Below are 22,658 nucleotides of genomic sequence, written 5' to 3' on the forward strand. Positions count from 1 at the left end.
GACCGACAGGGCGCGCACCAGTAGCGTCGCTTCGCTTCCGGGAAATCTGGGAACGAATAGCCCCCGGAAAAGCATGCCCGAAATGCACGCAGTTGCAGTACGCACACGGGAGAAACCTAATGCCCTGGTCGAAACCGAAAATTCGTGAAATCTGCCTCTGTCAGGAAATCAACGGCTATATGCCGAGCGAGTTCTGACGAGGATCCGGTCAGCCCTGCGGTGAACGATGCCGCCATCGGGACTGACGGCGCTCATACTGGGAGCCGGGGCCGGTGGCGGAGTTCCGCAATGGAATTGTGCGTGCCGCGTGTGCCAATTGGTGCGGTCGGGGGATGCCCGTGTCTGCGCGAGCACGCAGGTTGGGGTCGCATTTTCTGCGGATGAGACGCACTGGTTGCTGGTCGGCGCATCGCCGGATCTGCGCCAACAGATCCTGAAAACACCGCAGCTGCACCCAAGGGAAGGACCCCGGGACTCCCCGATTTTCGCTACCGCGCTGATCAGTGCTGATGTCGACGGCATCGCTGGCTTGCTTGTCTTGCGCGAGCAGCAGCGGTTGAGTGTTTTCGCACCTGGCCCCGTTCTCGAGGTGTTACGCAGAAACGCGGTCTTCGACGTACTCAATCCCGCCATGGTCGATCGTATTCATGTCGCGCCACTGCATGCGGTCGACTGCGGATACGGGCTGACGCTGACCTTGTTGCCGATGCCCGGCAAGGTTCCGCTTTACCTGGAGGACCGCGCGGCCGAACAGCCGCAGGCGGCCCCGACCTATGCCGCACTGGTACAGGCGAACGGTCATCGCGTGATCGTGGCGCCCGCTTGTGCCGAGATCAGCGACACGGTGCGGAGCCATCTTCGCCTCGCCGATGTCGTGTTCTTCGACGGCACGCTGTTCACCGACGACGAGATGATCACGGCCGGCGTCGGCACCAAGACGGGCCGCCGCATGGGCCATGTGCCGGTCAGCGGTGTGGGTGGCTCGCTCGAAGGCCTGGCGGACCTCCCGGCCCGCAAGATCTTCCTGCACATCAACAACACCAATCCCCTGCTTCTCAACGGCTCGCCCGAGCGTCGACAGGCGGAGGAAGCGGGATTTGAAGTTGCATTTGACGGGATGGAGGTGCGCCTATGACCGTCCTGTTCACACCCGAACAACTCGAAGAACGCCTTCGGACCGTCGGGGCCCAGCGCTATCATGACTTGCACCCGTTCCATCGGAAGTTGCACGGGGGCTATTGCACGAAGGGGCAGGTTCAGGCGTGGGCGTTGAACCGCTACTACTACCAGGCGATGATCCCTTTGAAGGACGGGTCTCTCATCGGCCGTTGCGAGGATCCCAACTTGCGTCGGGCCTGGCGCCGCCGGCTGGAGGATCATGACGGCTTCGATGGCGAGTCGGGCGAGAGTGAGGTGAGCCGAAGGCCAGGAGGTCTGGAGCGTTGGCTGGCACTGACCGACAGCCTCGGACTCGATCACGCGATGGTCGTCTCCACGCGCCGGATCTTGCCGGGCACCCGATTTGCCGTCGACGCCTATGTGCACTTCGTGAGAGAGCGGAGCCTTCTGGAGGCCGTCGCGTCGTGCTTGACGGAGATGTTTTCGCCGAGGATCATCACTGAACGGATGGTCGGCATGCTGGCGCACTATGACTATATTACACGGGATACACTGGCCTACTTCGACAAGCGCCCGCCACAGGCGGCGCGTGACGCCACCTTCGCGCTTGATTACGTTAAGCGACACGCCCGCACCCCCGATCAACAGCAGGCCGTGATCGCCGCGCTGGAGTTCAAGTGCAGCGTGCTGTGGTCAATGCTTGACGCCCTCGAATACAGCTATGACACGCCCGGGCGCATCCCGCCTGGTGCGTTCGTGCCGCCCGATGCCTGATCCAGCCGCACCTTCGTCACGACCACGGCTGGCAGCGGGCGTGCGCCTGACGTTCGATACCAGGCGCGGGATATGGCTCTTGCTGTGCCCCGAGCGGATTATAGAGCTGGATGGACCCGCCAACGAGATCCTGAGCCGGTGCGACGGGCGGCGGTCAGTGGATGAGATCGTCGATGACCTGGTGGCCCGTTTTGTCGCCGAGCGTGCCGTTATCGAGGAGGACGTGAGAAGCATGCTGGCCGAACTTGCCGCCAAGCGGCTGGTGCAAATGTGACAAAGGACATGCCGGCAGAGGCGCTCCCGGCGCCGCTCGGCTTGCTCGCAGAGCTGACACATCGCTGCCCGCTCGCCTGCCCCTACTGCTCGAACCCGACCACGCTCGAAGGCCGCGGCGCCGAGCTGGATACCGCTACCTGGACGCGCGTATTCGGACAAGCTGCGGCCCTTGGCGTTCTGCAGCTTCATCTATCGGGCGGCGAGCCCGCCGCGCGGAGCGATCTCGTGGATATTACCGCAGCTGCTTCTGCAGCCGGCCTTTACACCAACTTGATCACATCGGCGATCGGGATCGACCGCGCCCGGCTGCTGCGGCTGAAACAAGTCGGACTGGACCATGTGCAGGTGTCGCTGCAGGACGTGGACGCAGACTCGGCAGACACCATCGCCGGGTATCCCGGTGGGCATGTGCGCAAGCTCGCCCTGGCGGAGGCGGTGGTAGAGGCCGGGCTCGCGCTGACCATCAACGCCGTAATCCACCGAGCCAACATCACGCGGGTCGACCGGATCGTCGCCCTCGCCGTTGCTTTGGGTGCGGGGCGCGTGGAGATCGCACATGTCCAGTACTATGGCTGGGCCCTTCGCAACCGCGGCGCGCTGATGCCAACCCGTGAACAGGCCATGACGGCCGCCGGCGAGCTTGGCGCCCTCCGCCACGAATACGAGGGCCGGATCATCATCGATGCCGTTCTTCCCGACTACTATGCACGCCGGCCCAAGGCCTGCGTGGGCGGCTGGGGGCGGCGCTCGCTGAATGTCACCCCATCCGGGCGCGTATTGCCGTGCCATGCCGCCGAGACCATTCCCGGACTTGAATTCTGGTCAGTGCGCGACCATCCCCTGGAAGAAATATGGGTTGCCTCCCCTGCCTTCCGCGCCTTCCGCGGCACCGGCTGGATGCGCGAGCCATGCCGTTCCTGCGACCGGCGGGAGATCGATTTCGGTGGGTGCCGATGCCAGGCCCTCGCCATCACCGGCGATGCCGCCGCGACCGACCCCGCCTGCGACCTCTCATCCCATCATCTCGCGATGGCCGCACTGGCGGAGCAAGAGGCCGCGGCGCACGAAATCCGCTACGCCTATCGCGGACGCCCCGTCGCTAGGGTGCGCCCCTAGGTGCGGCATGTCCCACCAGGCGCGGCGTTTCCGGAAAATGTCAATTGCGGTCGCCAAGAGGAGTGCTCTAGCATCTGTGTGATCCCCGGCTTCAAGGGTATCCGCGGTTCGGGAGGGCGGATATCTCTTCGCAGTCGGCTGCAGGACAAATGCGCAAGCATGAACGCTCGCAAAAAGCGCGGGATGTCTTTCGGGGCCCTGCCACTGCCTGGATCCGACGTGACACGCTGACGGGGATGTCTACCTGACCGATCTTTTGGCGACCTGTCCGCAATGGCGTACTCGACACCCACGCCGACGGCGGCCGCAGAACATCCTCGGGAGATGGCGGATGCGTCGTTTTTCCACAAAATTGATGCTGGCGGCGGGCGTGTCACTGTCGGCAGCTTCGTTCGCGGGTCCGGCCGCGGCGCAGGAAGATCTGCTGAAGATGCAGGCAAATTCTGCTGACTGGGTCATGCCGACAGGCACTTATGACAACCATCGCTACAGCGCCCTCAAACAGATCACAGCCGACAATGTCGGCAAGCTGCAGGCCGCTTGGACATTCTCGACGGGGGTGCTGCGCGGACATGAAGGCGCCCCGCTGGTGATCGGCGACGTCATGTATGTGCATGCGCCGTTCCCTAACACCGTGTATGCACTCGACCTGAACCACGATGGCCGGATCCTCTGGAAATACGAGCCCAAGCAGGATCCCAACGTCATTCCCGTGATGTGCTGCGACACCGTAAACCGCGGTGTGGCCTACGGCGATGGCAAGATCATTCTCCATCAGTCCGACACGACCGTTGTCGCCTTGGACGCCAAGAACGGCGCAGTAGCCTGGTCCGCAAAGGACGGTGATCCCGGCAAAGGCGAAACCGGAACATCGGCGCCCATGATCGTCAAGGACAAGGTGTATATCGGCGTCTCCGGAGGCGAGTTCGGCGTTCGCAGTTGGCTCTCCGCCTACTCCTTGAAGGACGGCACGCTGCTGTGGCGCGCCTACTCGATGGGTCCGGACAAGGAAATCATGGTCGATCCCGAGAAGACGACACAACTCGGCAAACCCGTCGGCCCGGACTCCAGCCTGAAGACCTGGCAGGGCGATCAGTGGAAGATCGGCGGCGGCGCGACCTGGGGATGGTACTCCTACGACCCGCAGCTCAACCTGATCTACTACGGCTCCGGCAATCCTTCGACGTGGAATCCGCGGCAGCGCCCGGGCGACAATAAATGGTCGATGACGATCTGGGCGCGCGATGCCGACACCGGCATGGCGAAATGGGTCTACCAGATGACGCCACACGACGAATGGGACTACGACGGCATAAATGAGATGATCCTCGCCGACCAGCAGATCGGCGGACAAATGCGGCAGACGCTGGTTCACTTCGACCGCAACGGGTTCGGCTACACCCTGGACCGCGCAACTGGTGAGCTGTTGGTGGCGGCGAAATACGACCCGGCGGTCAACTGGGCCAGCAAGGTCGACATGGACAAGAGCAGCCCAACCTATGGACGCCCGATGGTGGTGTCGCAGTACTCGACCGACCGCAATGGCGAGGACGTCAACACCGCCAATGTGTGCCCTGCCGCCCTGGGTACCAAAGACGAACAACCGGCGGCCTACTCGCCCGATACCGGCTTGTTCTATGTCCCAACCAACCATGTCTGTATGGACTACGAGCCATTCCGTGTGTCCTATACGGCGGGCCAGCCCTATGTCGGCGCGACTCTTTCCATGTATCCGCCGAAGGGCGAAACCAACATGGGGAACTTCATCGCGTGGGATGCGAAGCAGGGGAAGATCGTCTGGTCGGATCCTGAGCAGTTCTCGGTCTGGTCTGGCGCTCTGGCGACGGCTGGTGGCGTGGTGTTCTACGGCACGTTGGAAGGCTACTTGAAGGCGGTCGACGCTAAAACCGGGAAGGAGTTGTACCGCTTCAAGACTCCGTCCGGAATCATCGGCAATGTCATGACATATCAGCATGGCGGCAAGCAGTATGTTGCCATCCTGTCTGGGGTAGGCGGATGGGCCGGAATCGGTTTGGCCGCCGGCTTGACCGATCCGCATGCAGGTCTGGGTGCGGTGGGCGGTTACGCCGCGCTGAATAACTACACGGCCCTCGGAGGCCAATTGACCGTATTCGCGTTGCCCAACTGACCCTTCCGCGGCGCACTGAAGCGGAGGCCGGCGCTCAAGTAGATCCCGAAGTGCCGGCCTCCTGTACTGCCCGCGACCGAGGAAACGCGTGGTGAAAATGCCGCCGACCGTTACGAAGGCCATTTTCCTGCTGCTCCTGGTGAACGTCGCGGCGGCGCGCGCGGACGGGGCCGGTGATCCCGCCGCGATAACATCCGAAGGCGGGAAATATCTCGACAAGGACGGCAACCCGACCTTCAAGATCGGTCCGGACGGCAAAGTCGACTACTACAGCTATGCCGGCTTTGTGCGATATTCTGCAAACTGCTTGGCATGCCATGGGCCCGACGGCCTGGGCTCCACCTACGCGCCGTCGCTCGTCGACGCCATGAAGCGGCTCAGTTACGGGGACTTCCTCGCGACCGTCGCCGGCGGAAAGCGCGATGTGTCGACCGCGCAAACGCTGGTCATGCCGGGGCTTGCTGAGAACAAGAATGTCATGTGCTACATTGACGCGATCTACGTGTATCTCCGGGGCCGGGCCGATGACGCAATTCCCCGCGGGCGCCCGTCACTGCATGACGACAAGCCCCCGGCCTACGCGATCGCTGAGAACGAATGCATGGGTTGACGGCGACATGGCCGGCGTTTGGGATAACCTGAACCGCACCGGCGAGGACAAGGTCGTGCGCCAATGGTTGCCGGCCCTCGTCGTGCTGTTGGCGCTTGTGGGGCATGGTGCTCGCGCGCAGTCCCCGGGACTAGGAGCGACTGTGGAGTTGGTCGACCCCAAGGTGTTGCGAGTTTGTGCAGACCCCAGGAACCTGCCCTTCTCCAATGAGGCGGGCGAGGGCTTCGAGAACCGTATTGCCACGCTGCTCGGCCGAGAACTCGGCAAGCCCGTTGCTTACACCTACTACCCGCAGGTGATCGGCTTCGTGCGCAACACGCTTAACATGTTCCGCTGCGACGTCGTGATGGGCGCAGCCCAGGGTGACGACCTCGTGCAAACCACCAACTCCTACTACCGGACCGTGTATTCGCTGCTCATCAGGCCGGGCACTGGCCTTGATGGGATCGAGTCCCTCGAGGATCCACGGCTGAAGAACATGCGTATCGGCATCGTGGCAGGCACGCCGCCTGCGACGTTGATGGCTGCGAACGGCCTGATGTTGCATGCCAAACCGTATGCACTGACCGTCGATACCCGTTATGAATCGCCGGCGAAGGATATGGCCGATGACCTCGTGACCGGCCGTATCGATGCCGGCGTCCTCTGGGGTCCCATCGCGGGCTATTGGGCGAAGCACTCCGGGACGAGGCTAACGGTGGTCCCCCTGCTCAAAGAGACGGGCGTGCGCATGGACTTTCGCATCGCTCTGGGGGTCCGGCACAGTGATCAGGAGTGGAAGCGGACCTTGAACAGGCTGATCAAGGAGAACCAGTCGGAGATCGACAGCATACTGGAGGAATACGGCGTGCCACTGCTGGACGAGCACGGGGCATTAATCCCCAAATAACCGGCGGTACCGGCAGGAAGCGGTGCCTGGCCGCCGATGTTCGGGCGCTGCGATTTCTCTACAACACAGCGGAACGCTATTCGAGCGCCCGCTGGACCGTCCGACCCAGCGCGAATAACCGCTGCTCGATGATCGACGGCACGGCACATGCGGTGATGAGCGACTGGCGCCGGTCCTCGAAGATTCGCGTCTCCCACCCCAGGCGCCCCGCCAACTCGCCGGCCTGCTTCTCGTCCGACTCGCCGGCGCTCTGCAGTGTCCGTAGCCGCTCCATATCCGCGCGGATTGACTGGGCCAGGTCCTTTTGCGCCCGGCCGATGCGGTCGAGCCCAGCCATGACGCTGCCACGCTCACGATCCAGTGTCGCGTACAGACCTGCGAATAGCGCCAACAGCTTCGCCTGCCGCCCCTCTCCCGCTTGCTGGGCGAATGCCGTAATCTCAGCCTGTGCTTGTTCGACCGGCATCCGCCGTTGAGCCAGCCGGCCCATGAGGTCTGCGACCTGTTTATCCTGCGCCCAGGCGTCTGCGTAAGGCTCCACCGGAGGGCCGGCCCAGACTGCGCCGAGCGAGAGCTCTGAAACCTTGATCTGCTCGCATGGCCAATCAGGATCGCGCACGGGCGGTGCGCCCAGAGCCACCATCGTCATGCCGAGGGCGCAAGTTGCGACCATTAGCATCGTCGGCAGCGGCTTCATGGGGCGCCTCCGCCACGGCGTGCGATCAGCCCGCGTGCGGGGTCGTAGGCCAAAACCGCCCCCGCCACGAACAGGACGGTCATCACTGCCACCACGGCGAGCGCGAGCCAGTTGACCGTGCCGTACAGGGCAAACCGAGTCAGTTCGATCGCATATGTGAACGGGTTGAGGCGGCAGATCGCATAAACGACCGGACTCGACTGCTGCACCAACCATAGCGGGTACAGCGCCGATGAGGCGAAAAACATCGGGAAGATGACGAAGTTCATGACTCCCGCGAAGTTTTCGAGCTGACGGATCATCGATGACAGCAGCATCCCGAGCGCGCCGAGCATCAGCCCTGACAGCACGAGTGCCGGCAGAACGGTGACATAACCCCAAGGCGGGGCCTCCACCCCCCAGAGGTAGGCGACCAGCAGAAAGGCATAGACCTGCAGCACCGAGACGGTCGTGCTCGCGACCAACTTGGAGATCAGCAGATACCAACGGGGAAGCGGGCTGACGAGCAGCATCCGCATATTCCCCATTTCACGGTCGTAGACCATCGAGAGCGAGGACTGCATGCCATTGAAGAGCTGGATCATCGCGATCAGCCCGGGCGTAACGTAGACCTCATACAAGACATAGGTCTCGTATGGCGGAATGATGGAGACACCAAGGATCTGGCGGAACCCGGCCGCAAAGATGAACAACCAGACCAGCGGCCGGACCAGGGCGGACACAAACCGCTCGCGCTGGTGCACGAAACGCAGCATCTCCCGCCACATGATGCCGCGCAGGCAGATCAGGTACTGCATTGCGGAAAAGCCGCGACGGGTCGCCGCCGCAACCGCGGTCGCGCTCATTCCATGCCTGCTCCGGTGCTGTCCGCTCCGGCAGTCAACATCGTAAAGGCCGTCCGCATGTCGGCACCCTGAACCACGTTAGCCGCTGCACCGGCCGCCAGGACACGGCCCTTGTGCAACACCACCACATCGTCGGATGGCTCGACCTCGTCCATGAGATGCGTGGCCCACAGTACCGCCACGCCCCGTTCCCGCACCAGCCCGCGCACATGCGCGACGATGGCCGACTTGGAGGCGACGTCGAGGCCGACTGTCGGCTCGTCCAGCACCAGCAGACGCGGCTGATGCAGCAAGGCACGCGCAATCTCGACACGCCGCATCTGCCCGCCGGACAGATCCCGCGCCGTGTCGCGGGCGCGCCCGGCGAGCTCGACCTCCTCCAGCACTTCGTGCGCCCGCTGGCGTGCCGTCCGCCTGCCGATGCCATGCAACGCCGCATGATAGAGCAGGTTGTCCATCACGCTCAGGTCCAGATCGAGCGTGCGCGCCTGGAAGACCACCCCAAGTTGGCGCAACGCCTCGCCGGGGGAGCGGTCGACGCGATGGCCGAGAACGGTAATGGTTCCCTGTTGCGTGTCATACAGGCGCGTGATCAGGGAGAACAATGTGGTTTTGCCCGCACCGTTCAGCCCGAGCAGGGCGGTGAAATGAGCCTGCGGCACTGTTAGCGTCACGTCCACTAGCGCCTTGCGGCATCCGTAAGCGTGGCTCACGCGATCCATCGCCAAGGCCGGCATGGCCAGGGATGTAGCGGCTTGCGGCGCTTCCCGCGGCAGTTCCGGCCCGTTCTTTCCGGAAATGTCGTTCACGGCGCCACCACGACGCCCCACGGCAGCCGCCCGACCTGTATCGACTTCACCACCTTCAGGGCCGCGACGTCGATGACGGAAATGTCGTTGGACAAGCCGTTCGTCGTCAGCAGAAGCTTTCCGTCGGGCGTAAAATCCATCTGCCAGACCCGCTGCCCGACCAGCAGGTAGTCTTTCACCTGGTAGGTCTTGGTGTCGATCACGGCCACGCGATTGGCAGGACCGAGAGCAACAAAGGCAAGGGCATCGTCAGCGGTGAAGCGGATGCCCACCGGTTGGATGACGTCGCTGCGCAACCCCTGCACCTCGAACCCGATCTTCCGTTTTACGGCGTGCGCTACCGGGTCGATCACGCTAACGGTGCCGCCAAGTTCCGCGGAAACCCAGAGCTCCGTCCCGTCATGGCGGTACATCGCAATGCGTGGCCGAGCATCCACCAGCACATTGGCCGTCACCTTGCGTGTCTTGTAGTCGATGAAATGCGCCATGTTGGTGGTCTCGGAGGTATTCACGATGGTTTGCCCGTCCGGACTGACCGTCATTCCTTCCGGTTCCACGCCCGTCGGAATCTCCGCCATCACTTTGCGCGCGTCGATGTCGATTACCGTCACCATGCTGTCGTTCTCGTTGGACACGTAGAGCAGATTGCCCGCCGCATTCAGCGCGAATGTCTCGGGATCCGGGCCGGATGGCAGGTTCCCGACTACCTTCAGCGTCTTGGTGTCGATGACCTGAATAGTGTCGTCGTCGCTCGCACACAGCAATATGAAGTGCCCGTCGCGGGTCAACGTGATGCCCCGTGGACGCTCGCCAACGTCGATGGTCTTCACCGCCTTCATCGCGTCGAGATCGACGACACTGATCGTGTTGTCCCGCTCGTTCGACACGTAGGCGGTCAATGCCTGCGACCGCGCCGGGAACAGGACGTCGACGAAGGAAAAGGCCAGAAGGGCCATCGTCGGCCGGATCGTGGCCAGGCCCGCGGCGCATCCTAGGCGTCCGCGCATTGTCGCCCCCTTCACTTGAGCTTGCACTGGCTTTCCGGCCGGTCAATGCCCAGCGTATCCAGCTCGGTGACCTGGTGAAGAAATCCAGGCTGCGGCGAGATCGACACGACGTTGCGCCCGTCCGACAGCAGGATCGGCTGGCGAAGCTGCCAGTTCCAGTCACGCAGCGTCAGCCTCTGCCCCTTGTAGGCGGCAACACCGAACTCAGGGCCCTTCATGTATGCCATGATGGCCTTGGGATCCGCCGATTTCGTACGGCTCGCGCTCTCCCCGATCATGCGCACGGCCGTCCACGCCTGCATGTCCAGTGCCGTCATGCGGCGGTGATAAAGACGAACGAAGCGGTTCTGCAACTGCGCGCCGCCCCAGGAATCGCTGCTGGCGTCCCAGGTCACTGGCACCAACCCCGCCGACCCCACGACCGGTCGTGCCGTCCAGGTGCGGTAGGGCAAGTCGCCCGCGAACACCTCATTCTCGTCTGCCGCTACCACCACGTCGTGGTCGGGCGCCCCCTGGGTGAAGACGGGCATCTGCTGCTGCACCTGGATCACGCCGGAGTCGGTCTGGCGCGCGCCACCGCTGTCCTTGAAGATGCGCTCATCAACGATTCGGGCGCCGAACCGCTTGGCCGCGCGGCGATAGGCATCCGCCAGCAAGGCATCCTCCGGATGCGATCCCAGCACCAGCATCCAGCGTGTCCACTTCTTCCAGACAAGGTATTGGGCCAGTGCATCCGCGAGCATGCTGCGCGTGGGCGCTATATGGATCACGTCCGCGCGACAGTCCTTTTCGCGCAGGTTGTCGTCACGGGCGGCGATGTTGAACAGTGTGATACCCCGCGTGCCGGCCGGCCCGGCAAGCTTCAGCACGCCGTCTGCGGCAAGGTCCACCAGGGCGAATGCGATACCTTGGTCGGCGAGTGAGGCGAGTGCAGCCAGGGGATCATCCTGCCCGCCCACAGGGGCGTCGATCAGCTGAAACGCCTGGCCCAGGAAGCGTCCGGTCGTGTTGTTGTCATCTGTGGCCAGCTTCGCGCCGGCGAACCCGTCATCGGGCGCCTGCTGATCGAGCAGCGAGATCATAGGGTGCCGATCGGTCCGTCGGATATACCCGACCGCGATCGCGGAGGAATCGGCATTTGCCCGTCCAGTAGGCATCCCAATCAAGAAGACGGCCAGCGCAGTGAGCACTGCACGCCGGGCTACGCCGCTACGCTCTGGCGTTTCTGGACGCCGCATGCCGTCAGCATGGACACTGGCCGTCGCGTGTTCAAGAGTTTTGGCCGACCCGTTGGTGCATCCGCCATTCCGGCGGATGCGGAGGGAACCTTCGTGACCGGAGGCAAACGCATGAGGGTCGTTCTCTGTTTCGTCGCAGCGGCGTTGCTGTCAACGCGCTCAGCGCCGGCGGAATTGCCAAAGGCTGCACCGGTGACGGCCGCCGTGTTCGATTTCGAACTCGACGACACCAGCCTGCAAGGGCAGATGCAGGGGCCGCGCAAGGACGAGCAGGCACGACTTTCTCGTCTTACGAGTCAGCTTCGGGATCGGCTTGCCAACTCTGGCCAATATGTCGTGGTGGATGTGCCATCCATTGCCGCCGCCGCCCGCCGCTACAACCTGCGGGCATGCGGTGGCTGCGACATTGCCTTCGCCCGGCAAGCCGGCGCCCAGGTCGCGGTCATCGGCTGGGTACAGAAAGTGTCCAACCTGGTCCTCAATATCAATGTCGTCATGCGCGATGTCGCGACCGGCCGGGTGGTGCATGCCGGCAGCGTCGATATCCGCGGCAATACCGATGACTCCTGGGCCCGCGGGCTGGAATATCTCGTGCGTAACCAACTGTTGTCCTCCCCGCAATAGTCCGCTTGTTGGCAGGCATAATCGGATCGGGCTGGACATATGTTCGTCCCCCACGCGCGGCTGGACGGTGCCAGTCAGAAATACTGTGCGCGGTACGCTTTCGGGATGGCGTTTGCGTCGTATATGCCTCGCACGGAACAGGCGCCCGGTCCGCACCTCCCGCGCGGCTTGTCCCCAGATACGTAAGAGGCGACAATGAACCTTGTTGATCTGATCATCCTGGTTTGCACGTTGTCCAACCCGACCGCGTGCACCGAACGGCATATACTTCTGCAATCCTCCGGGTCGCTGCAGGCATGCATGATCCAGGCCCCACCATATCTGGCGCAATGGGTCGGGGAGCACCCGAACTATCGCGTCCAGCGATGGCGCTGCCGTTGGCCGGGCGCGGATGGTGCGAAAATCTGACATACCTGCTCCGACGTCACGCGCGGCCGGCATTGACATCTGCCGACGGCGGGGCGGAAGGTTCGTCAACTGCGGCCGAAGAGCCACCGACTCGGGCGTAGCAACATGTCCCGGAAATCGTGCAAAAGGAGACTTGGTGTTGCGTTCCATCTTCGCGGGATTGTTTCTGGCCGCCATCGCGACTGCCCCCGCTGTCGCACAGGACCCGGCGGCGGGCGAAAAGGCGTTCGTTGTCTGCCGCGCATGCCATCAGATCGGACCAAGCGCCAAGAACCTTGTCGGGCCAGAACTCAATGGCGTGGTCGGCCGCAAAGCGGGAACCGTCCCCGGGTATACCTACTCGCAAGCGAACCTCCACTCCGGACTAACCTGGGATGAGACCACCCTGGAGACTTACCTCCCTAGCCCGCAGACTATTGTGAAAGGGACCAAGATGATCTTCCCTGGAGTCAAGGACCCACAGAAAGTCAAAGATATCATAGCCTTCCTGAAGCAATTCGGGCCTGATGGGCAGAAGGTGCAATAGCCGCCCCGACATTTGGTCTGCACGCGCCGCCACCTGTCCTACGCGAAGAGCGGGTCGATTTGCATCGTCCCGGTGCCGGTCGTGGGAACACCGAAAGCCTCGGTCATCGGGGATATGAACTCGGTCAGCGTCCCGAGGTAATCTATTCTGGCTCGGAGTGCCGCGGGCCAGGCGGCAACGCTTGGTCTGTCGGTGCTGGCCCGTTCTGCCTCGTCGGATGGGTGGCGGGCTTGCACGTTACCCAGACCCGTTGTCGAGGCTACCAGCAACGCCAGGGGTTCTCAGACGCCACCGGTTTCGGCAGCAGCAACCAGGCGTGCGCAGACCGGGTCACCGAACCGATTGACAACGCTGGCGACCGATGATGTTTTTCGCAGCATCCAGGCCCGCCGTGATCAGCTATCAGCCATGCGTTATGTAGATGCCCGTCGCTCCGTCCGTCGTTGCATGGAAAGTGCCGGCGCCCAGGCTGGACGTCTGGAAGGCGAGGCTCGCCACCTGCAGGGCGCTGTCTGACACCTGCAGAACCCCCGTTGAAGCGTCATAGTTCCACGCCACGCCCGCAGCGCTGAAGCTCTTCAGATCGATGGTGTCACCTACGCCGAAGTTCTGAAGTTGCGGTCCCGCGTACGACGCGGTTCCCACGTTGATTCCGAATGCTCCGGCATTGTCGATCACCAGACTGGAGCTGGCCAGGAAACGCATTTGCACATCCGTGCCCAACGCCGCTGCAATCTCCAGCCTGGCGCCGTTGTCGAGTTGGAACAGGCCGGTGCTGGCCTGATCGATTGCATCCGACACGTTGAGCGATCCGCTGATCTCGACCAGCCCGTAGTTGGCCATGAACGGGGCCGTATTGGTGCCGCTCATTATCCAGACGCCGCCTGGGTCGATCGCAAGCGTTCCGAAATCGCCGCAGAACGACCAACTCTGCCCGTTCTCGGTCACCATGCCTGAGCCGCCGGACATGCCGCTGATCACACCCGATCCGCCCGCGAACTCCAGTGCGCTGGTTGCGGATGCGCTTCCGCCGACGGCGCCGATGATGACCGAGGTCGGGCCGACAACCAGCCGATTTGTGCCACCGCCCGAGAACTTCACAGCATAGGTTCCGCCCACGATCGTCCCGTTGTTCGTGACCGTCCCCACGCCATTGGCAATGAACACGCCGAACTGGCCGCCCAAGATGGACGCGTCTGCGGCATTCACGACGTTTCCGCCACCCGCGAGATCGACGCCCGCGCCCGAACTGGCACTGATCAACCCCATGTTCGTGATGGTCCCGGCGGCGCCGTATTTGACATAGACGCCATTGCTGCCACCCGTGATGGATGCACCCGCGTTGTTCGCAACGCCGCCACCCGCCCCGAGGACGATGCCGCCACTGCTCGTGCCCGTGATGCTGCCGGAATTCGACACTGTTCCGGAGCCGCCCGTAATGAACACGCCAAACCCACCGCCCGAGACGGATGCACCCGCATTGTTGATAACGCTGCCGCCACCCTCGATATCCGCGCCGGCACCACCTGTCGCGGTGATGCTGCCTGAATTGCTGAGCGTCGCGCGCGCGCCCTTCGTGAATACGCCCGCAATGTGGCCGGAAATCGATCCGGACGCGTTGTTCGTCACATAGCCACCCGAGGCGAGGAAGGCGCCAATGTTGCTGCCCCCGGCAATGCTGCCGGAATTCACGACCGAGCCGGAGCCGCCCGTGACGAAGACGCCGAACCCACTGCCCGTGATGGACGCGGAAGCGTTGTTGGTCACGCTGCCCCCGGCCTCGAGATCGACAGCCGCGCCAGCGGTCGCGCCGATGCTGCCCTCGTTACTGAGGAAAGCGGCGCCGCCATTGACGAACAGGCCAGCCACCCGCCCCACGATAGCCCCCGATGCCGCATTGGTGATGCTGCCGCCGGCAACGAACAGAGCGCCGAGACTATTACCGGCGATCCTGCCGGCATTCGTGAGCGTCCCAGGCGAGCCAGCTGCGAATACCGCGGTCCCGGAGGGGCCGAGACCCGATATGGCGCCGCTCGCGGCGTTCGTCACACTGCCACCGGCGCGGAGCCCGAGGCCATCTCTGCCCGAGATTAATCCGGCATTGGTTACGCTGCCCCCGGAGCCAATGATCATACCATAGCCGGATGTGCTGCCCCCGGAGACCGTGCCGTCGTTGGTGACGGCCCCGCCGCCCCCGAAGATGAAGACACCGTCGGCACCGCCCGCGATGACCCCACCCGCCGCATTGAATACGTTACCCCCGGCCGCGAAGACGACGCCGTCGTCCCGGCTACCCAGGATGCTGCCAGCATTGATGACCGCTCCGGCCGCCGTCTGGACATAAACGCCATTGTGCCCGCCCCGGACGGACGCTCCTGCGACGTTCGTCACGCTGCCCCCTGCCGCAAGAAGGACGCCGCCATAGGCCGCGCCCCTGACGCTTCCCACGTTCGAGACCGTGCCGGACCCGCCGGAGATGAAGACGCCGAATGTGCTCCCGGCGATGAGGCCACCTGAAGCGTTCGACACGCTGCCACCGGCCTCGATATCGGCACCGGCGCCGCCCGACGCGCTGACCAGGCCGGCGTTGCTAAGAGTTCCAACCCCACCGTTGATGAAGAGACCAGCGCCCTTCCCCGTGATGGATGCCGCAGCCTCGCTCAATGGCCCGTTGCCAACGGTGCCGCCACCCACAAGGGCGATCCCGAACCCATCGGCGGAGGCCACGGTGCCGTCATTCTTGATCGTGGATGCGAAGGCACTCGGCCCGTCGATCCCATCAACCCCGGAGCCGGTTGCGATCACGGTACCCGCGGCGGTGATGGTAAGGGGGTTGTCTGCAGTCCCGAGAACCACTGGGCCGGTGACGCTACCGCTGATGATTTTCCCGAACACGTCGATCGTAGCCGCCGTCGCCGCATTATTGGGGCCGGTCAGATTGAACGCCCCGAGGATCGTGCTGAGCATGTTGTAGTGGTTGTAGGCAGCCGCATAAGCGCCCGGTATGACGTGATCGCCATAGAGAATCGCCGCAATCTGGTTCGTGGAATTCTGGGAGGATTCATCCCAGGCAACGATAAGCAGCGAATTGTTCGCCCTCGCCCATTGCGCATAGCTGTCCAGATTGGCCTGCAGCCAATCGTCACCCTGCGTGATCGTCCCATCGTGCATATCGTCATGCACGTTTGGGCTGACGAATGCGACACTTGGCAGATTTGCGAAATTCCCGGACGGAAATGTATTGAAGTCCTGCTCGACGGTGAATCCCTCGGGAAACGACTCCCATGGGTTGTGGTCATACGAACGGCCATTGCTCTCCACGTACCCCGTGAAGGTCTTCCCGGCGCTCTGCAATATCGTGGCGAGTGTCGGGTCGAACTCCGTGTGGTGATCGTCGTCGGTGACACCGAAGGTGCTACCCGCAAAGAGGGCGAAATAGTTCGGCTGGCTCGGGTGCGCGATCGCAGTGTAGTTCGTAAGCAGAGCACCGTCCGCCGCAAGGCTGTTGATATATGGCGCATCCACCATATCGCCGATGATCTGGCTATAGTCTTTGTTCTCCATCATGACGACCACGATGTGATCGTAGGGAGGAACACCCATTTCCCGCTCCTGAGTGCCGAAGCCGATAATTCCGCTTGCTGCGCGGCCCCAGCGTGGGCGCCGCGAGCCGCTATTCCGGCATTCCTGTTGGAATGAACGTCGTGGCGCCGCGCAATAGGTCCTAAGCCATCTTGCGCAGCCCCACCCCTCCCGGCAGGCCGCAGCGGCCGCCGCAAGCGACCTGCACCCCCCACCCGCGCATTGCCCGGCCACGCTGCCCCTGAGATGGATTCCACATCATCCACGAAAATGACGTGTCATTCCTTCTCCGTTCGGATTCGACATTAGCGACCGGAACGATATTCCCTCAACGCATCTTTAGATCTAGGCCGTTTCGGCAACCCCGGGACGGGTCGGCACAGTGCCGCGAAAAGCGGCACCCGCTGGCAGTCATCTCCGTCCCCAGCCCGGTCTCGGGCCCCGCCATGCGGTGGGCGGCGGCCCAGCGGACGGCCGCTGGCGAACTCGGGTCTCCATCTCGACCGATGGCGGTCGGCGCAAGGCCGCCATGATTGTTTGAGCGGGCCTGGCCTGCCCCACCCATCTCGATCGTTGCGCCGACGGCGCCGCGGAGGCTATTCTTCCTGCCGACATGTCGAGCACGCCGTCCGTCCGGGCGATACCAGTGGACCGCGCCGCGCAGGAGACGCACATGCCAACCGCCGTGGACGTAATCCGACAACTTGCCCCAAAGGCCAAGACCAATTACGTGGACGCGTTCGCCGACGGCGATGCGTTGCTAGGCCAGTTCGGGATCACCACACCGCTTCGGTCGGCGCATTTCCTGGCCCAGATGCTGCACGAGACCGGCGGAGGCACGGTGCTTTTCGAGAGCCTATATTACACGACACCTGAACGGCTATTGCAGGTCTTCGGTGAAGGACAACATTCTGCCGCGGTTCGCCCCGGCGAAGTTCAAGGTCTGTTGCGAAATGAGCCGGCTCTGGCCGAACGCGTCTATGGCCTTGGTAATCCTCGCAAGGCGAGGGAACTCGGCAACGCGCAACCCGGCGACGGCTATCGCTATCGCGGCGGCGGCGTATTGCAGACCACCGGCCGTGCCAATTACCGCCGGATGGGCGAGAAATCCGGTGTGGATTTCGAGGCACAGCCCGATCTTGTCGTCGATCCGGCGCATGCGCTCAAGCCCGCGTTGCACGAATGGGACGAGGGCCAACTCAACGCCGCGGCCGACCGCAACGACATCCGCACCATCACGCTCAAGATCAACGGCGGGACCAATGGCCTGGACGAACGAAAAGCCTGGTTCGACAAGCTCTGGGCACTGCTCCGGGGTGGCGCCGCGAAGACCGAGGCCTGGGCGGCCGCAGCGGATGACGACAGCACCCGAGCCCTCCAACAGGCCCTGAACGATGTCGGGGCCGCCCCGAAACTCGACGTGGACGGCCTCGCGGGCCCGTCAACCGAAGCCGCGATTCGCTGGTTCCAGCAGGCGGCTGGACTGACAGTCGATGGCGTCGCGGGAGAGATCACCTGGGCCGCGTTGCACCAGGTTCTCGCCCGCACACGCGTCGGATCATCCCCCGAGGCCCCGCAGGCCTGACCGCCGTAGCTGTTCCTTCTGAGCGCCGGCTTCCTTCCCCCTTCGGTATATGACTGCCGGCGCTCCTGCCGCCGTCGGTGACCAGGACGTGGCGGTTCACGACGGCCGCGCCAGACCGATCAGCAGCGCTTTCGCCGCCGCGCCCGGGCCCGAACTGCGATTGCCCGGCGGGCGGAACGCCCCCACCACATAGCTGGCCAATGACGCACCCGTGGCTCGGGGAATAAATTTGTTCGTGAAGCGTCTACGGAGAGCACAAGAGCCACCCCACAAGAGACCCCACCACGATGCCGAAGCCGCCATCAATGCAGCCTCTCGCTCCACGCCTCATGCGTCAGCCGGGAAGCGGTGGACATTGCTGCGCCGTTGCATGCGTGCCTGGGTGGTAGTCGGCCATGGCCGGGGTGCTCTCCAGCATCGAAGCTTGTGTTCCGGCCCTCCGGCGCTATGCCCACGCTTTGTTGCGCAGCCCACAGGATGCAGACGACCTGGTCCACGACACGCTGATCCGTGCATTGGACAAGCTGCACACAAAGCGCAGCGATGCTGAGGTACGGCCATGGCTCTTCGCCATCATGCACAACGTGTTCGTCACCCAGCTGAGGCGGGCAAAGGCGCGCGCGGCGAAGGAGCCGCTGAACGTGATCAACGAAACCGTGCAGGAGGAGCAGGAGCAAAATCTGCGCTGGCGCGACCTCATGCGAAGCTTCAACTGTCTGTCAGAGGAGCAGCGAGCTGTCATCCTTCTCGTGTCCGTCGAGGACCTGTCCTACGCCGAGGCCGCACGCGTGCTGGACATTCCGATCGGGACAGTGATGTCCCGCCTCGCCCGTGGGCGTGAACAGTTGCGGCAGATGATGCAGGACGGCGCGAAGGCACGACCCTGCCTGAGGAGAGTCAAGTGACCGAACCAGGCCGCCACATCACTGAAGAAGACCTGCACGCCTATGTCGACGGCCGCCTCGACACCGAGCGCAGGGCTGCTGTCGACCGCTACCTGCATGATCATCCGGACGTCTCCGAGAGCGTGACGGCCTTTTCTGCCGAGCGCGAGGGGCTGCGTGCCGCCTTCGCCGAGCGGGCAACCAACCCGCTGCCGCCCTCGCTCGATTTCGCCCGATTGGTCGAGACGCGGCTGACCCGGCGGCAAGCGCCGTGGCGGATGGCCGCTGCAGTCGCACTTGCCCTCGGGCTCGGAGGCGCTAGCGGCTGGGCGCTCGGCGCCCGCTTGCCAAGCGGTATCGACGCGCTCGCACAGGAAGCCGGAGCGAGCCATGCCGTCTATTCCCTCGACAAGCGACGTCCCGTCGAGCTCGGAGCGGCGCAGCGCGATGACCTGACCCGGTGGCTGTCCAATCGGCTGAACCGGCCGGTCGCGCCGCCGGATCTGTCCGCGGCCGGCTACCGGCTGCTGGGCGGTCGCCTGGTCGCGGCGGCGCATGGGGCTGCGGCCCTGTTCGTATATGAGAACGCCGGCGGGACGCGACTGACCATCTATGTCCGCCCCATGAAGATTGTGGAGACAACGCCGATCGAACAGGTAGACATTGGCGACCTGGACGGCTGCGCCTGGGTGGAGCGGGGCGTCGGCTATACCGTCATCGCGGCCGAACCGTACAAGCGGCTCCTGGAGTTGTCCAAACATGTCAGGCAGCAAGCCTTGGCCCCCATCTGACGTGATCAGCTTACACGCTTGCCGGGCCCGCGCAGCCCGCCTTGGCTTCCTGTTCCTGTTGGCGACAGCGGTGCTCCCTCCCGGATCCGTCCGCGCCGAGAGCGCCTACTCCCTCGATCAGCGGTTCGGGACAATCGAGTTCAGCGTGGACCATCTCGGCCTGTTCACCTCGCAGGGGCAGTTCGACAAGTTCGACGCCACACTGACCATTGATGCCGCGCATCCCGAATGGACGCGGATCGCAGTCGACGTGGATGCGAAGTCGGTGGACATGTCCTGGCAGGGTGCGGTCGCGATGCTACAATCGGCCGACTATTTCGACGTCCAGCACTACCCCGACGTCCGCTTCGTAAGTGCCACGATCGAGGTTCTGTCGGCGGACCACTACCTTATCCACGGCACGGTCATGATCCGCGGGATAACCCAGCCTTGCGTGCTGGACGCCAGGATGACTGCGCGGCACTTTGACCCTGCGCGCAAGGCTGAAGTAGCGGATTTCGTGGTAACCGGGACACTCAGGCGCTCGGCTTTCGGGATGATCGCCGACCGGTCTTTCATCTCGGACGCCGTCAAATTGAGCATCCACGCGCGCATTCAGCTGGCCGCATCCGGCCGTGCAGGCTGATGAATCTCCGGTCTGGACCAGGGCGCAACGCCGGCTTCACTGGTGGACGGCAGGACTCGTTCTCGCCGCCTTTCCGGTCGGCTGGCAGATGGTCAGCGTGCCGCTCAGTCAGTTGCTCGAAAAGTTCCTGCTCTACCAGCTGCACAAGACGATCGGGATCACCGTACTCGTGCTTGCCGTGGCACGCCTGCTCATCCGCATGCGGCGTGGCCGCCCCTCATGGGACACCGACCTGCCGCTCTGGCAGCGCCAGGCGGCGGCCGTCATGCACCTCGTCCTCTATGCACTCCTGGTCGGTACGCCGGCACTCGGCTACCTGACGGCAGCCACTGCACCCGCACGGGTGCCGACCTTGTTCCTGGGGATCATCCCTGTTCCTCACTTGGTAAGCCCGAGCGAATTCTGGTTCGCCATCCTGCGGCAGGCGCATTGGTGGATGGCGGCCTCGCTCATGCTGCTGGCAGCCGGCCATGCGGCGGCGGCCATCCACAACCACCGGCACGGGCGCGCCACCTTGGTCCGGATGTGGCGAGGCCATTCGTGCGAGCGGCCATAGGGCCGGCACGCCGCAGAAACGGCATGGCGCGCCAGGCTTCCGCCTGGTGTGGCTGCAATGCCTCTAGGATGTATTTCGCCACGGGTTCCGACGATTTCGGGTTCTGCCCCGTAATCAGATTGCCGTCGTGAACGGCGAAGGCCGTGAACGGCGGTCCGTTCTCGAACCGGCCACCCAGCTCGCGTAGACGTGTTTCGAGCAAAAACGGCACGGCCTCCGTCAGCCCGACGGCTTCCTCCTCCGCATTGGTGAAGCCGGTGACCCGCTTACCGGCGACAAGCGGCTGTCCGTCAGCCCGCCTGGCAGACACCAAGCCTACCGGCCCACGGCAGACGGCGGCCACCACACGGCCTGAACCATAGGCGTTGCCGATCAACGCAGCGAGCGTCTTATTCGGCAGCAGATCCCACATCGGGCCATGACCGCCCGGCAAGAACACCACATCGAACGCCTCGGACGCTACAGCGGCCAGCGCCGGCGAATTCCTGGATCGCTTCTGTGCGTCCGGGTCGGCCAGGAATCGCTTGACCGAGGCTGCGTCGGAGTCCGGAGGCAGCACGCTGCGCGGATCGACAGGAATCGCGCCGCCCTTGACGGACGCCAGCGTGGCGTCCGCGCCTCCATCGACCAGTACGTAGTAGGGCGTGGCGAGTTCCTCCAGCCACACGCCGGTCGGGTGACCGGTGTCGCCGAGGCGATCATGGGATGTGGCCACTATCAGCACCATGGCCATGCCATCCTCCTTGTAGTTCCACACGCCCGCAGTTTCGGAGGCTGCGCGCGTCGGTCCGCAGCTTACGCCACGGTGCGCGCGACCCCGCCCTCCACATCCAGCACCGTGCCAGGCCCTGGTGGGTACGTGGCGCGGCTGAATGAGTCGTGGGCCCCCGGCCCGACTCCAATCCCAGGCATCGTTCAATCCTTGGCGCGCGGAGCATCGGAGTCAGAGCCTCTCACGTCCATGCACCTGCTCAGCCACGGCCATTTCCAGCCATTCCAAGGCGTCGAACTGGCTGGGGAGCCGGAGCGGACACACGGCCATGTGAGTTGTGCGTGGTGGGTTCGCATGTGCTTGAAATCAGGCGAACATGCTGGCTTGGCAATGAGCAGTCGCCAAGCTCATGTGGAGGGGCGCAATCGCAGTATGGCCGATCACGAACACGTTCCACGCATCCTCGTGGCCGAGGACGACGCCCTGCTCGCAGCAACAGTCGATGACATCCTGCGGCAGGAGGGGTTCTGCGTATCGTTGACGAAAGACGGGCAGGCCGCCCTGGAGGCTGCCGCCGGAACCCACTTCGACGCCCTGCTGACCGACCTCCGAATGCCCCGCCTCGACGGCAAGACACTCATCCGACTGTTGCGCGCGGGACAGCCAAGCCTGCCGGTGGTTGTCATGACCGGGCATGCGCCGGCCGACTGGCTGGTGTCGCTCCAGCACGAAGGCGAAGGGCCGCTGATTGTTATCGACAAGCCGATGAGCGTACGCGCCCTTCTGTATGCGATTCGGAAAGTCCTGGGCGAGCCTTCGCGCCGCCGGTAGGAAAG

At 63.9% G+C, this 22,658-nt stretch carries 23 protein-coding genes; 16 read left to right on the forward strand and 7 right to left on the reverse strand.

The window, feature by feature from the left end; genetic code table 11:
- Window positions 1–119 precede the first annotated feature (119 nt).
- The 8 genes from pqqA (at window position 120) to OL599_RS01580 (ending at window position 6,933) form a co-directional block, all read left to right on the forward strand.
- Entirely contained in the window at window positions 120–197 is a 78-nt protein-coding gene (gene pqqA, locus OL599_RS26135) for a pyrroloquinoline quinone precursor peptide PqqA (protein ID WP_408886910.1), read from the forward strand.
- A gap of 29 nt (window positions 198–226) precedes the next feature.
- Entirely contained in the window at window positions 227–1,135 is a 909-nt protein-coding gene (pqqB, locus tag OL599_RS01550) for a pyrroloquinoline quinone biosynthesis protein PqqB (RefSeq protein ID WP_264711835.1), read from the forward strand.
- Window positions 1,132–1,893, forward strand: a complete 762-nt coding sequence (pqqC, locus tag OL599_RS01555; RefSeq protein WP_264711836.1) for a pyrroloquinoline-quinone synthase PqqC — start codon at window positions 1,132–1,134, stop codon at window positions 1,891–1,893. Before pqqB ends, pqqC begins: the two co-directional genes overlap by 4 nt.
- Window positions 1,894–1,933: 40 nt before the next feature.
- Complete coding sequence (gene pqqD / locus OL599_RS01560; protein WP_408886898.1) at window positions 1,934–2,167, forward strand: pyrroloquinoline quinone biosynthesis peptide chaperone PqqD; 234 nt, start codon at window positions 1,934–1,936, stop codon at window positions 2,165–2,167.
- A gap of 8 nt (window positions 2,168–2,175) precedes the next feature.
- The gene (gene pqqE / locus OL599_RS01565) at window positions 2,176–3,285 is read left to right on the forward strand and encodes a pyrroloquinoline quinone biosynthesis protein PqqE (RefSeq protein WP_264712313.1); all 1,110 of its coding nucleotides are present in this window, start codon (window positions 2,176–2,178) and stop codon (window positions 3,283–3,285) included.
- Between the two features lie 331 nt (window positions 3,286–3,616).
- Entirely contained in the window at window positions 3,617–5,434 is a 1,818-nt protein-coding gene (gene xoxF5, locus OL599_RS01570; RefSeq protein ID WP_264711838.1) for a lanthanide-dependent methanol dehydrogenase XoxF5, read from the forward strand.
- A 97-nt stretch (window positions 5,435–5,531) separates the two neighbouring features.
- A complete protein-coding gene (locus OL599_RS01575; protein ID WP_264712314.1) occupies window positions 5,532–6,044 on the forward strand; it encodes a c-type cytochrome, methanol metabolism-related in 513 nt (170 codons plus the stop codon).
- 7 nt (window positions 6,045–6,051) lie between these two features.
- Window positions 6,052–6,933 carry a substrate-binding domain-containing protein gene (locus tag OL599_RS01580; protein WP_264711839.1) on the forward strand — a complete coding sequence of 294 codons (882 nt, stop codon included), beginning with the start codon at window positions 6,052–6,054 and terminating at the stop codon, window positions 6,931–6,933.
- 76 nt (window positions 6,934–7,009) lie between these two features.
- On the opposite strand, the gene OL599_RS01585 is transcribed toward OL599_RS01580, so the two are convergent.
- From OL599_RS01585 to OL599_RS01605, 5 genes are read right to left on the reverse strand one after another with little or no spacing between them, the layout of a single operon-like run.
- Complete coding sequence (locus tag OL599_RS01585; RefSeq protein WP_264711840.1) at window positions 7,010–7,630, reverse strand: hypothetical protein; 621 nt, start codon at window positions 7,628–7,630, stop codon at window positions 7,010–7,012.
- Window positions 7,627–8,475, reverse strand: coding sequence for an ABC transporter permease (locus tag OL599_RS01590; RefSeq protein WP_408886899.1), 849 nt, complete (start codon window positions 8,473–8,475; stop codon window positions 7,627–7,629). Before OL599_RS01590 ends, OL599_RS01585 begins: the two co-directional genes overlap by 4 nt.
- Entirely contained in the window at window positions 8,472–9,284 is an 813-nt protein-coding gene (locus OL599_RS01595; protein WP_264711841.1) for an ABC transporter ATP-binding protein, read from the reverse strand. Before OL599_RS01595 ends, OL599_RS01590 begins: the two co-directional genes overlap by 4 nt.
- The gene (locus OL599_RS01600) at window positions 9,281–10,291 is read right to left on the reverse strand and encodes a YVTN family beta-propeller repeat protein (protein WP_264711842.1); all 1,011 of its coding nucleotides are present in this window, start codon (window positions 10,289–10,291) and stop codon (window positions 9,281–9,283) included. Before OL599_RS01600 ends, OL599_RS01595 begins: the two co-directional genes overlap by 4 nt.
- Window positions 10,292–10,302: 11 nt before the next feature.
- A complete protein-coding gene (locus tag OL599_RS01605) occupies window positions 10,303–11,373 on the reverse strand; it encodes an ABC transporter substrate-binding protein (RefSeq protein ID WP_264711843.1) in 1,071 nt (356 codons plus the stop codon).
- 165 nt (window positions 11,374–11,538) lie between these two features.
- On the opposite strand from OL599_RS01605, the gene OL599_RS01610 reads away from it, so the two are divergent.
- Together OL599_RS01610 and OL599_RS01615 are read left to right on the forward strand one after the other, a co-directional pair.
- Window positions 11,539–12,153, forward strand: a complete 615-nt coding sequence (locus OL599_RS01610) for a DUF3280 domain-containing protein (protein WP_264711844.1) — start codon at window positions 11,539–11,541, stop codon at window positions 12,151–12,153.
- A gap of 547 nt (window positions 12,154–12,700) precedes the next feature.
- Window positions 12,701–13,087 carry a c-type cytochrome gene (locus OL599_RS01615; RefSeq protein WP_283949447.1) on the forward strand — a complete coding sequence of 129 codons (387 nt, stop codon included), beginning with the start codon at window positions 12,701–12,703 and terminating at the stop codon, window positions 13,085–13,087.
- 402 nt (window positions 13,088–13,489) lie between these two features.
- Here the strand turns inward: OL599_RS01615 and OL599_RS01620 are convergent, their stop codons facing one another.
- Entirely contained in the window at window positions 13,490–16,690 is a 3,201-nt protein-coding gene (locus OL599_RS01620) for an alkaline phosphatase family protein (protein WP_264711846.1), read from the reverse strand.
- 652 nt (window positions 16,691–17,342) lie between these two features.
- Between OL599_RS01620 and OL599_RS01625 the strand changes: the two genes are divergently transcribed.
- The 5 genes from OL599_RS01625 (at window position 17,343) to OL599_RS01645 (ending at window position 21,110) form a co-directional block, all read left to right on the forward strand.
- Window positions 17,343–18,254: a peptidoglycan-binding protein gene (locus OL599_RS01625; protein ID WP_264711847.1), complete on the forward strand. Its 912-nt coding sequence runs from the start codon at window positions 17,343–17,345 to the stop codon at window positions 18,252–18,254.
- Between the two features lie 395 nt (window positions 18,255–18,649).
- Entirely contained in the window at window positions 18,650–19,159 is a 510-nt protein-coding gene (locus OL599_RS01630) for a sigma-70 family RNA polymerase sigma factor (protein ID WP_264711848.1), read from the forward strand.
- Window positions 19,156–19,929 carry an anti-sigma factor family protein gene (locus tag OL599_RS01635; RefSeq protein WP_264711849.1) on the forward strand — a complete coding sequence of 258 codons (774 nt, stop codon included), beginning with the start codon at window positions 19,156–19,158 and terminating at the stop codon, window positions 19,927–19,929. Before OL599_RS01630 ends, OL599_RS01635 begins: the two co-directional genes overlap by 4 nt.
- Before the next feature lies 1 nt (window position 19,930).
- Entirely contained in the window at window positions 19,931–20,554 is a 624-nt protein-coding gene (locus tag OL599_RS01640; RefSeq protein WP_264711850.1) for a YceI family protein, read from the forward strand.
- Window positions 20,544–21,110 (forward strand): cytochrome b, encoded by a 567-nt coding sequence (locus tag OL599_RS01645; RefSeq protein WP_264711851.1) that lies wholly within the window; start codon window positions 20,544–20,546, stop codon window positions 21,108–21,110. The genes OL599_RS01640 and OL599_RS01645 overlap by 11 nt, the downstream gene beginning before the upstream one ends.
- Here the strand turns inward: OL599_RS01645 and OL599_RS01650 are convergent.
- Window positions 21,004–21,843: a type 1 glutamine amidotransferase domain-containing protein gene (locus tag OL599_RS01650; protein WP_264711852.1), complete on the reverse strand. Its 840-nt coding sequence runs from the start codon at window positions 21,841–21,843 to the stop codon at window positions 21,004–21,006. The two genes, OL599_RS01645 and OL599_RS01650, sit on opposite strands and share 107 nt — an antisense overlap.
- Before the next feature lie 369 nt (window positions 21,844–22,212).
- Here OL599_RS01650 and OL599_RS01655 point away from each other — a divergent pair, with 369 nt between their 5' ends.
- The gene (locus OL599_RS01655; RefSeq protein WP_264711853.1) at window positions 22,213–22,653 is read left to right on the forward strand and encodes a response regulator; all 441 of its coding nucleotides are present in this window, start codon (window positions 22,213–22,215) and stop codon (window positions 22,651–22,653) included.
- The last annotated feature ends 5 nt before the right edge of the window (window positions 22,654–22,658 follow it).

Source organism: Limobrevibacterium gyesilva (genome assembly GCF_025989185.1).
Classification (GTDB): Bacteria; Pseudomonadota; Alphaproteobacteria; order Acetobacterales; family Acetobacteraceae; genus Limobrevibacterium; species Limobrevibacterium gyesilva.

Excerpts from the sequence above, each read along its gene's own strand:
- pqqA (WP_408886910.1), top strand. The coding sequence starts at position 120 with ATGCCCTGGTCGAAACCGAAAATTCGTGAAATCTGCCTCTGTCAGGAA.
- pqqB (WP_264711835.1), top strand. The coding sequence starts at position 227 with ATGCCGCCATCGGGACTGACGGCGCTCATACTGGGAGCCGGGGCCGGT.
- pqqC (WP_264711836.1), top strand. The coding sequence starts at position 1,132 with ATGACCGTCCTGTTCACACCCGAACAACTCGAAGAACGCCTTCGGACC.
- pqqE (WP_264712313.1), top strand. The coding sequence starts at position 2,176 with ATGCCGGCAGAGGCGCTCCCGGCGCCGCTCGGCTTGCTCGCAGAGCTG.
- xoxF5 (WP_264711838.1), top strand. The coding sequence starts at position 3,617 with ATGCGTCGTTTTTCCACAAAATTGATGCTGGCGGCGGGCGTGTCACTG.
- OL599_RS01575 (WP_264712314.1), top strand. The coding sequence starts at position 5,532 with ATGCCGCCGACCGTTACGAAGGCCATTTTCCTGCTGCTCCTGGTGAAC.
- OL599_RS01580 (WP_264711839.1), top strand. The coding sequence starts at position 6,052 with ATGGCCGGCGTTTGGGATAACCTGAACCGCACCGGCGAGGACAAGGTC.
- OL599_RS01585 (WP_264711840.1), bottom strand. The coding sequence starts at position 7,630 with ATGAAGCCGCTGCCGACGATGCTAATGGTCGCAACTTGCGCCCTCGGC.
- OL599_RS01590 (WP_408886899.1), bottom strand. The coding sequence starts at position 8,475 with ATGAGCGCGACCGCGGTTGCGGCGGCGACCCGTCGCGGCTTTTCCGCA.
- OL599_RS01600 (WP_264711842.1), bottom strand. The coding sequence starts at position 10,291 with ATGCGCGGACGCCTAGGATGCGCCGCGGGCCTGGCCACGATCCGGCCG.
- OL599_RS01605 (WP_264711843.1), bottom strand. The coding sequence starts at position 11,373 with ATGATCTCGCTGCTCGATCAGCAGGCGCCCGATGACGGGTTCGCCGGC.
- OL599_RS01610 (WP_264711844.1), top strand. The coding sequence starts at position 11,539 with ATGGACACTGGCCGTCGCGTGTTCAAGAGTTTTGGCCGACCCGTTGGT.
- OL599_RS01620 (WP_264711846.1), bottom strand. The coding sequence starts at position 16,690 with ATGGGTGTTCCTCCCTACGATCACATCGTGGTCGTCATGATGGAGAAC.
- OL599_RS01625 (WP_264711847.1), top strand. The coding sequence starts at position 17,343 with ATGCCAACCGCCGTGGACGTAATCCGACAACTTGCCCCAAAGGCCAAG.
- OL599_RS01630 (WP_264711848.1), top strand. The coding sequence starts at position 18,650 with ATGGCCGGGGTGCTCTCCAGCATCGAAGCTTGTGTTCCGGCCCTCCGG.
- OL599_RS01650 (WP_264711852.1), bottom strand. The coding sequence starts at position 21,843 with ATGGCCATGGTGCTGATAGTGGCCACATCCCATGATCGCCTCGGCGAC.
- OL599_RS01655 (WP_264711853.1), top strand. The coding sequence starts at position 22,213 with ATGAGCAGTCGCCAAGCTCATGTGGAGGGGCGCAATCGCAGTATGGCC.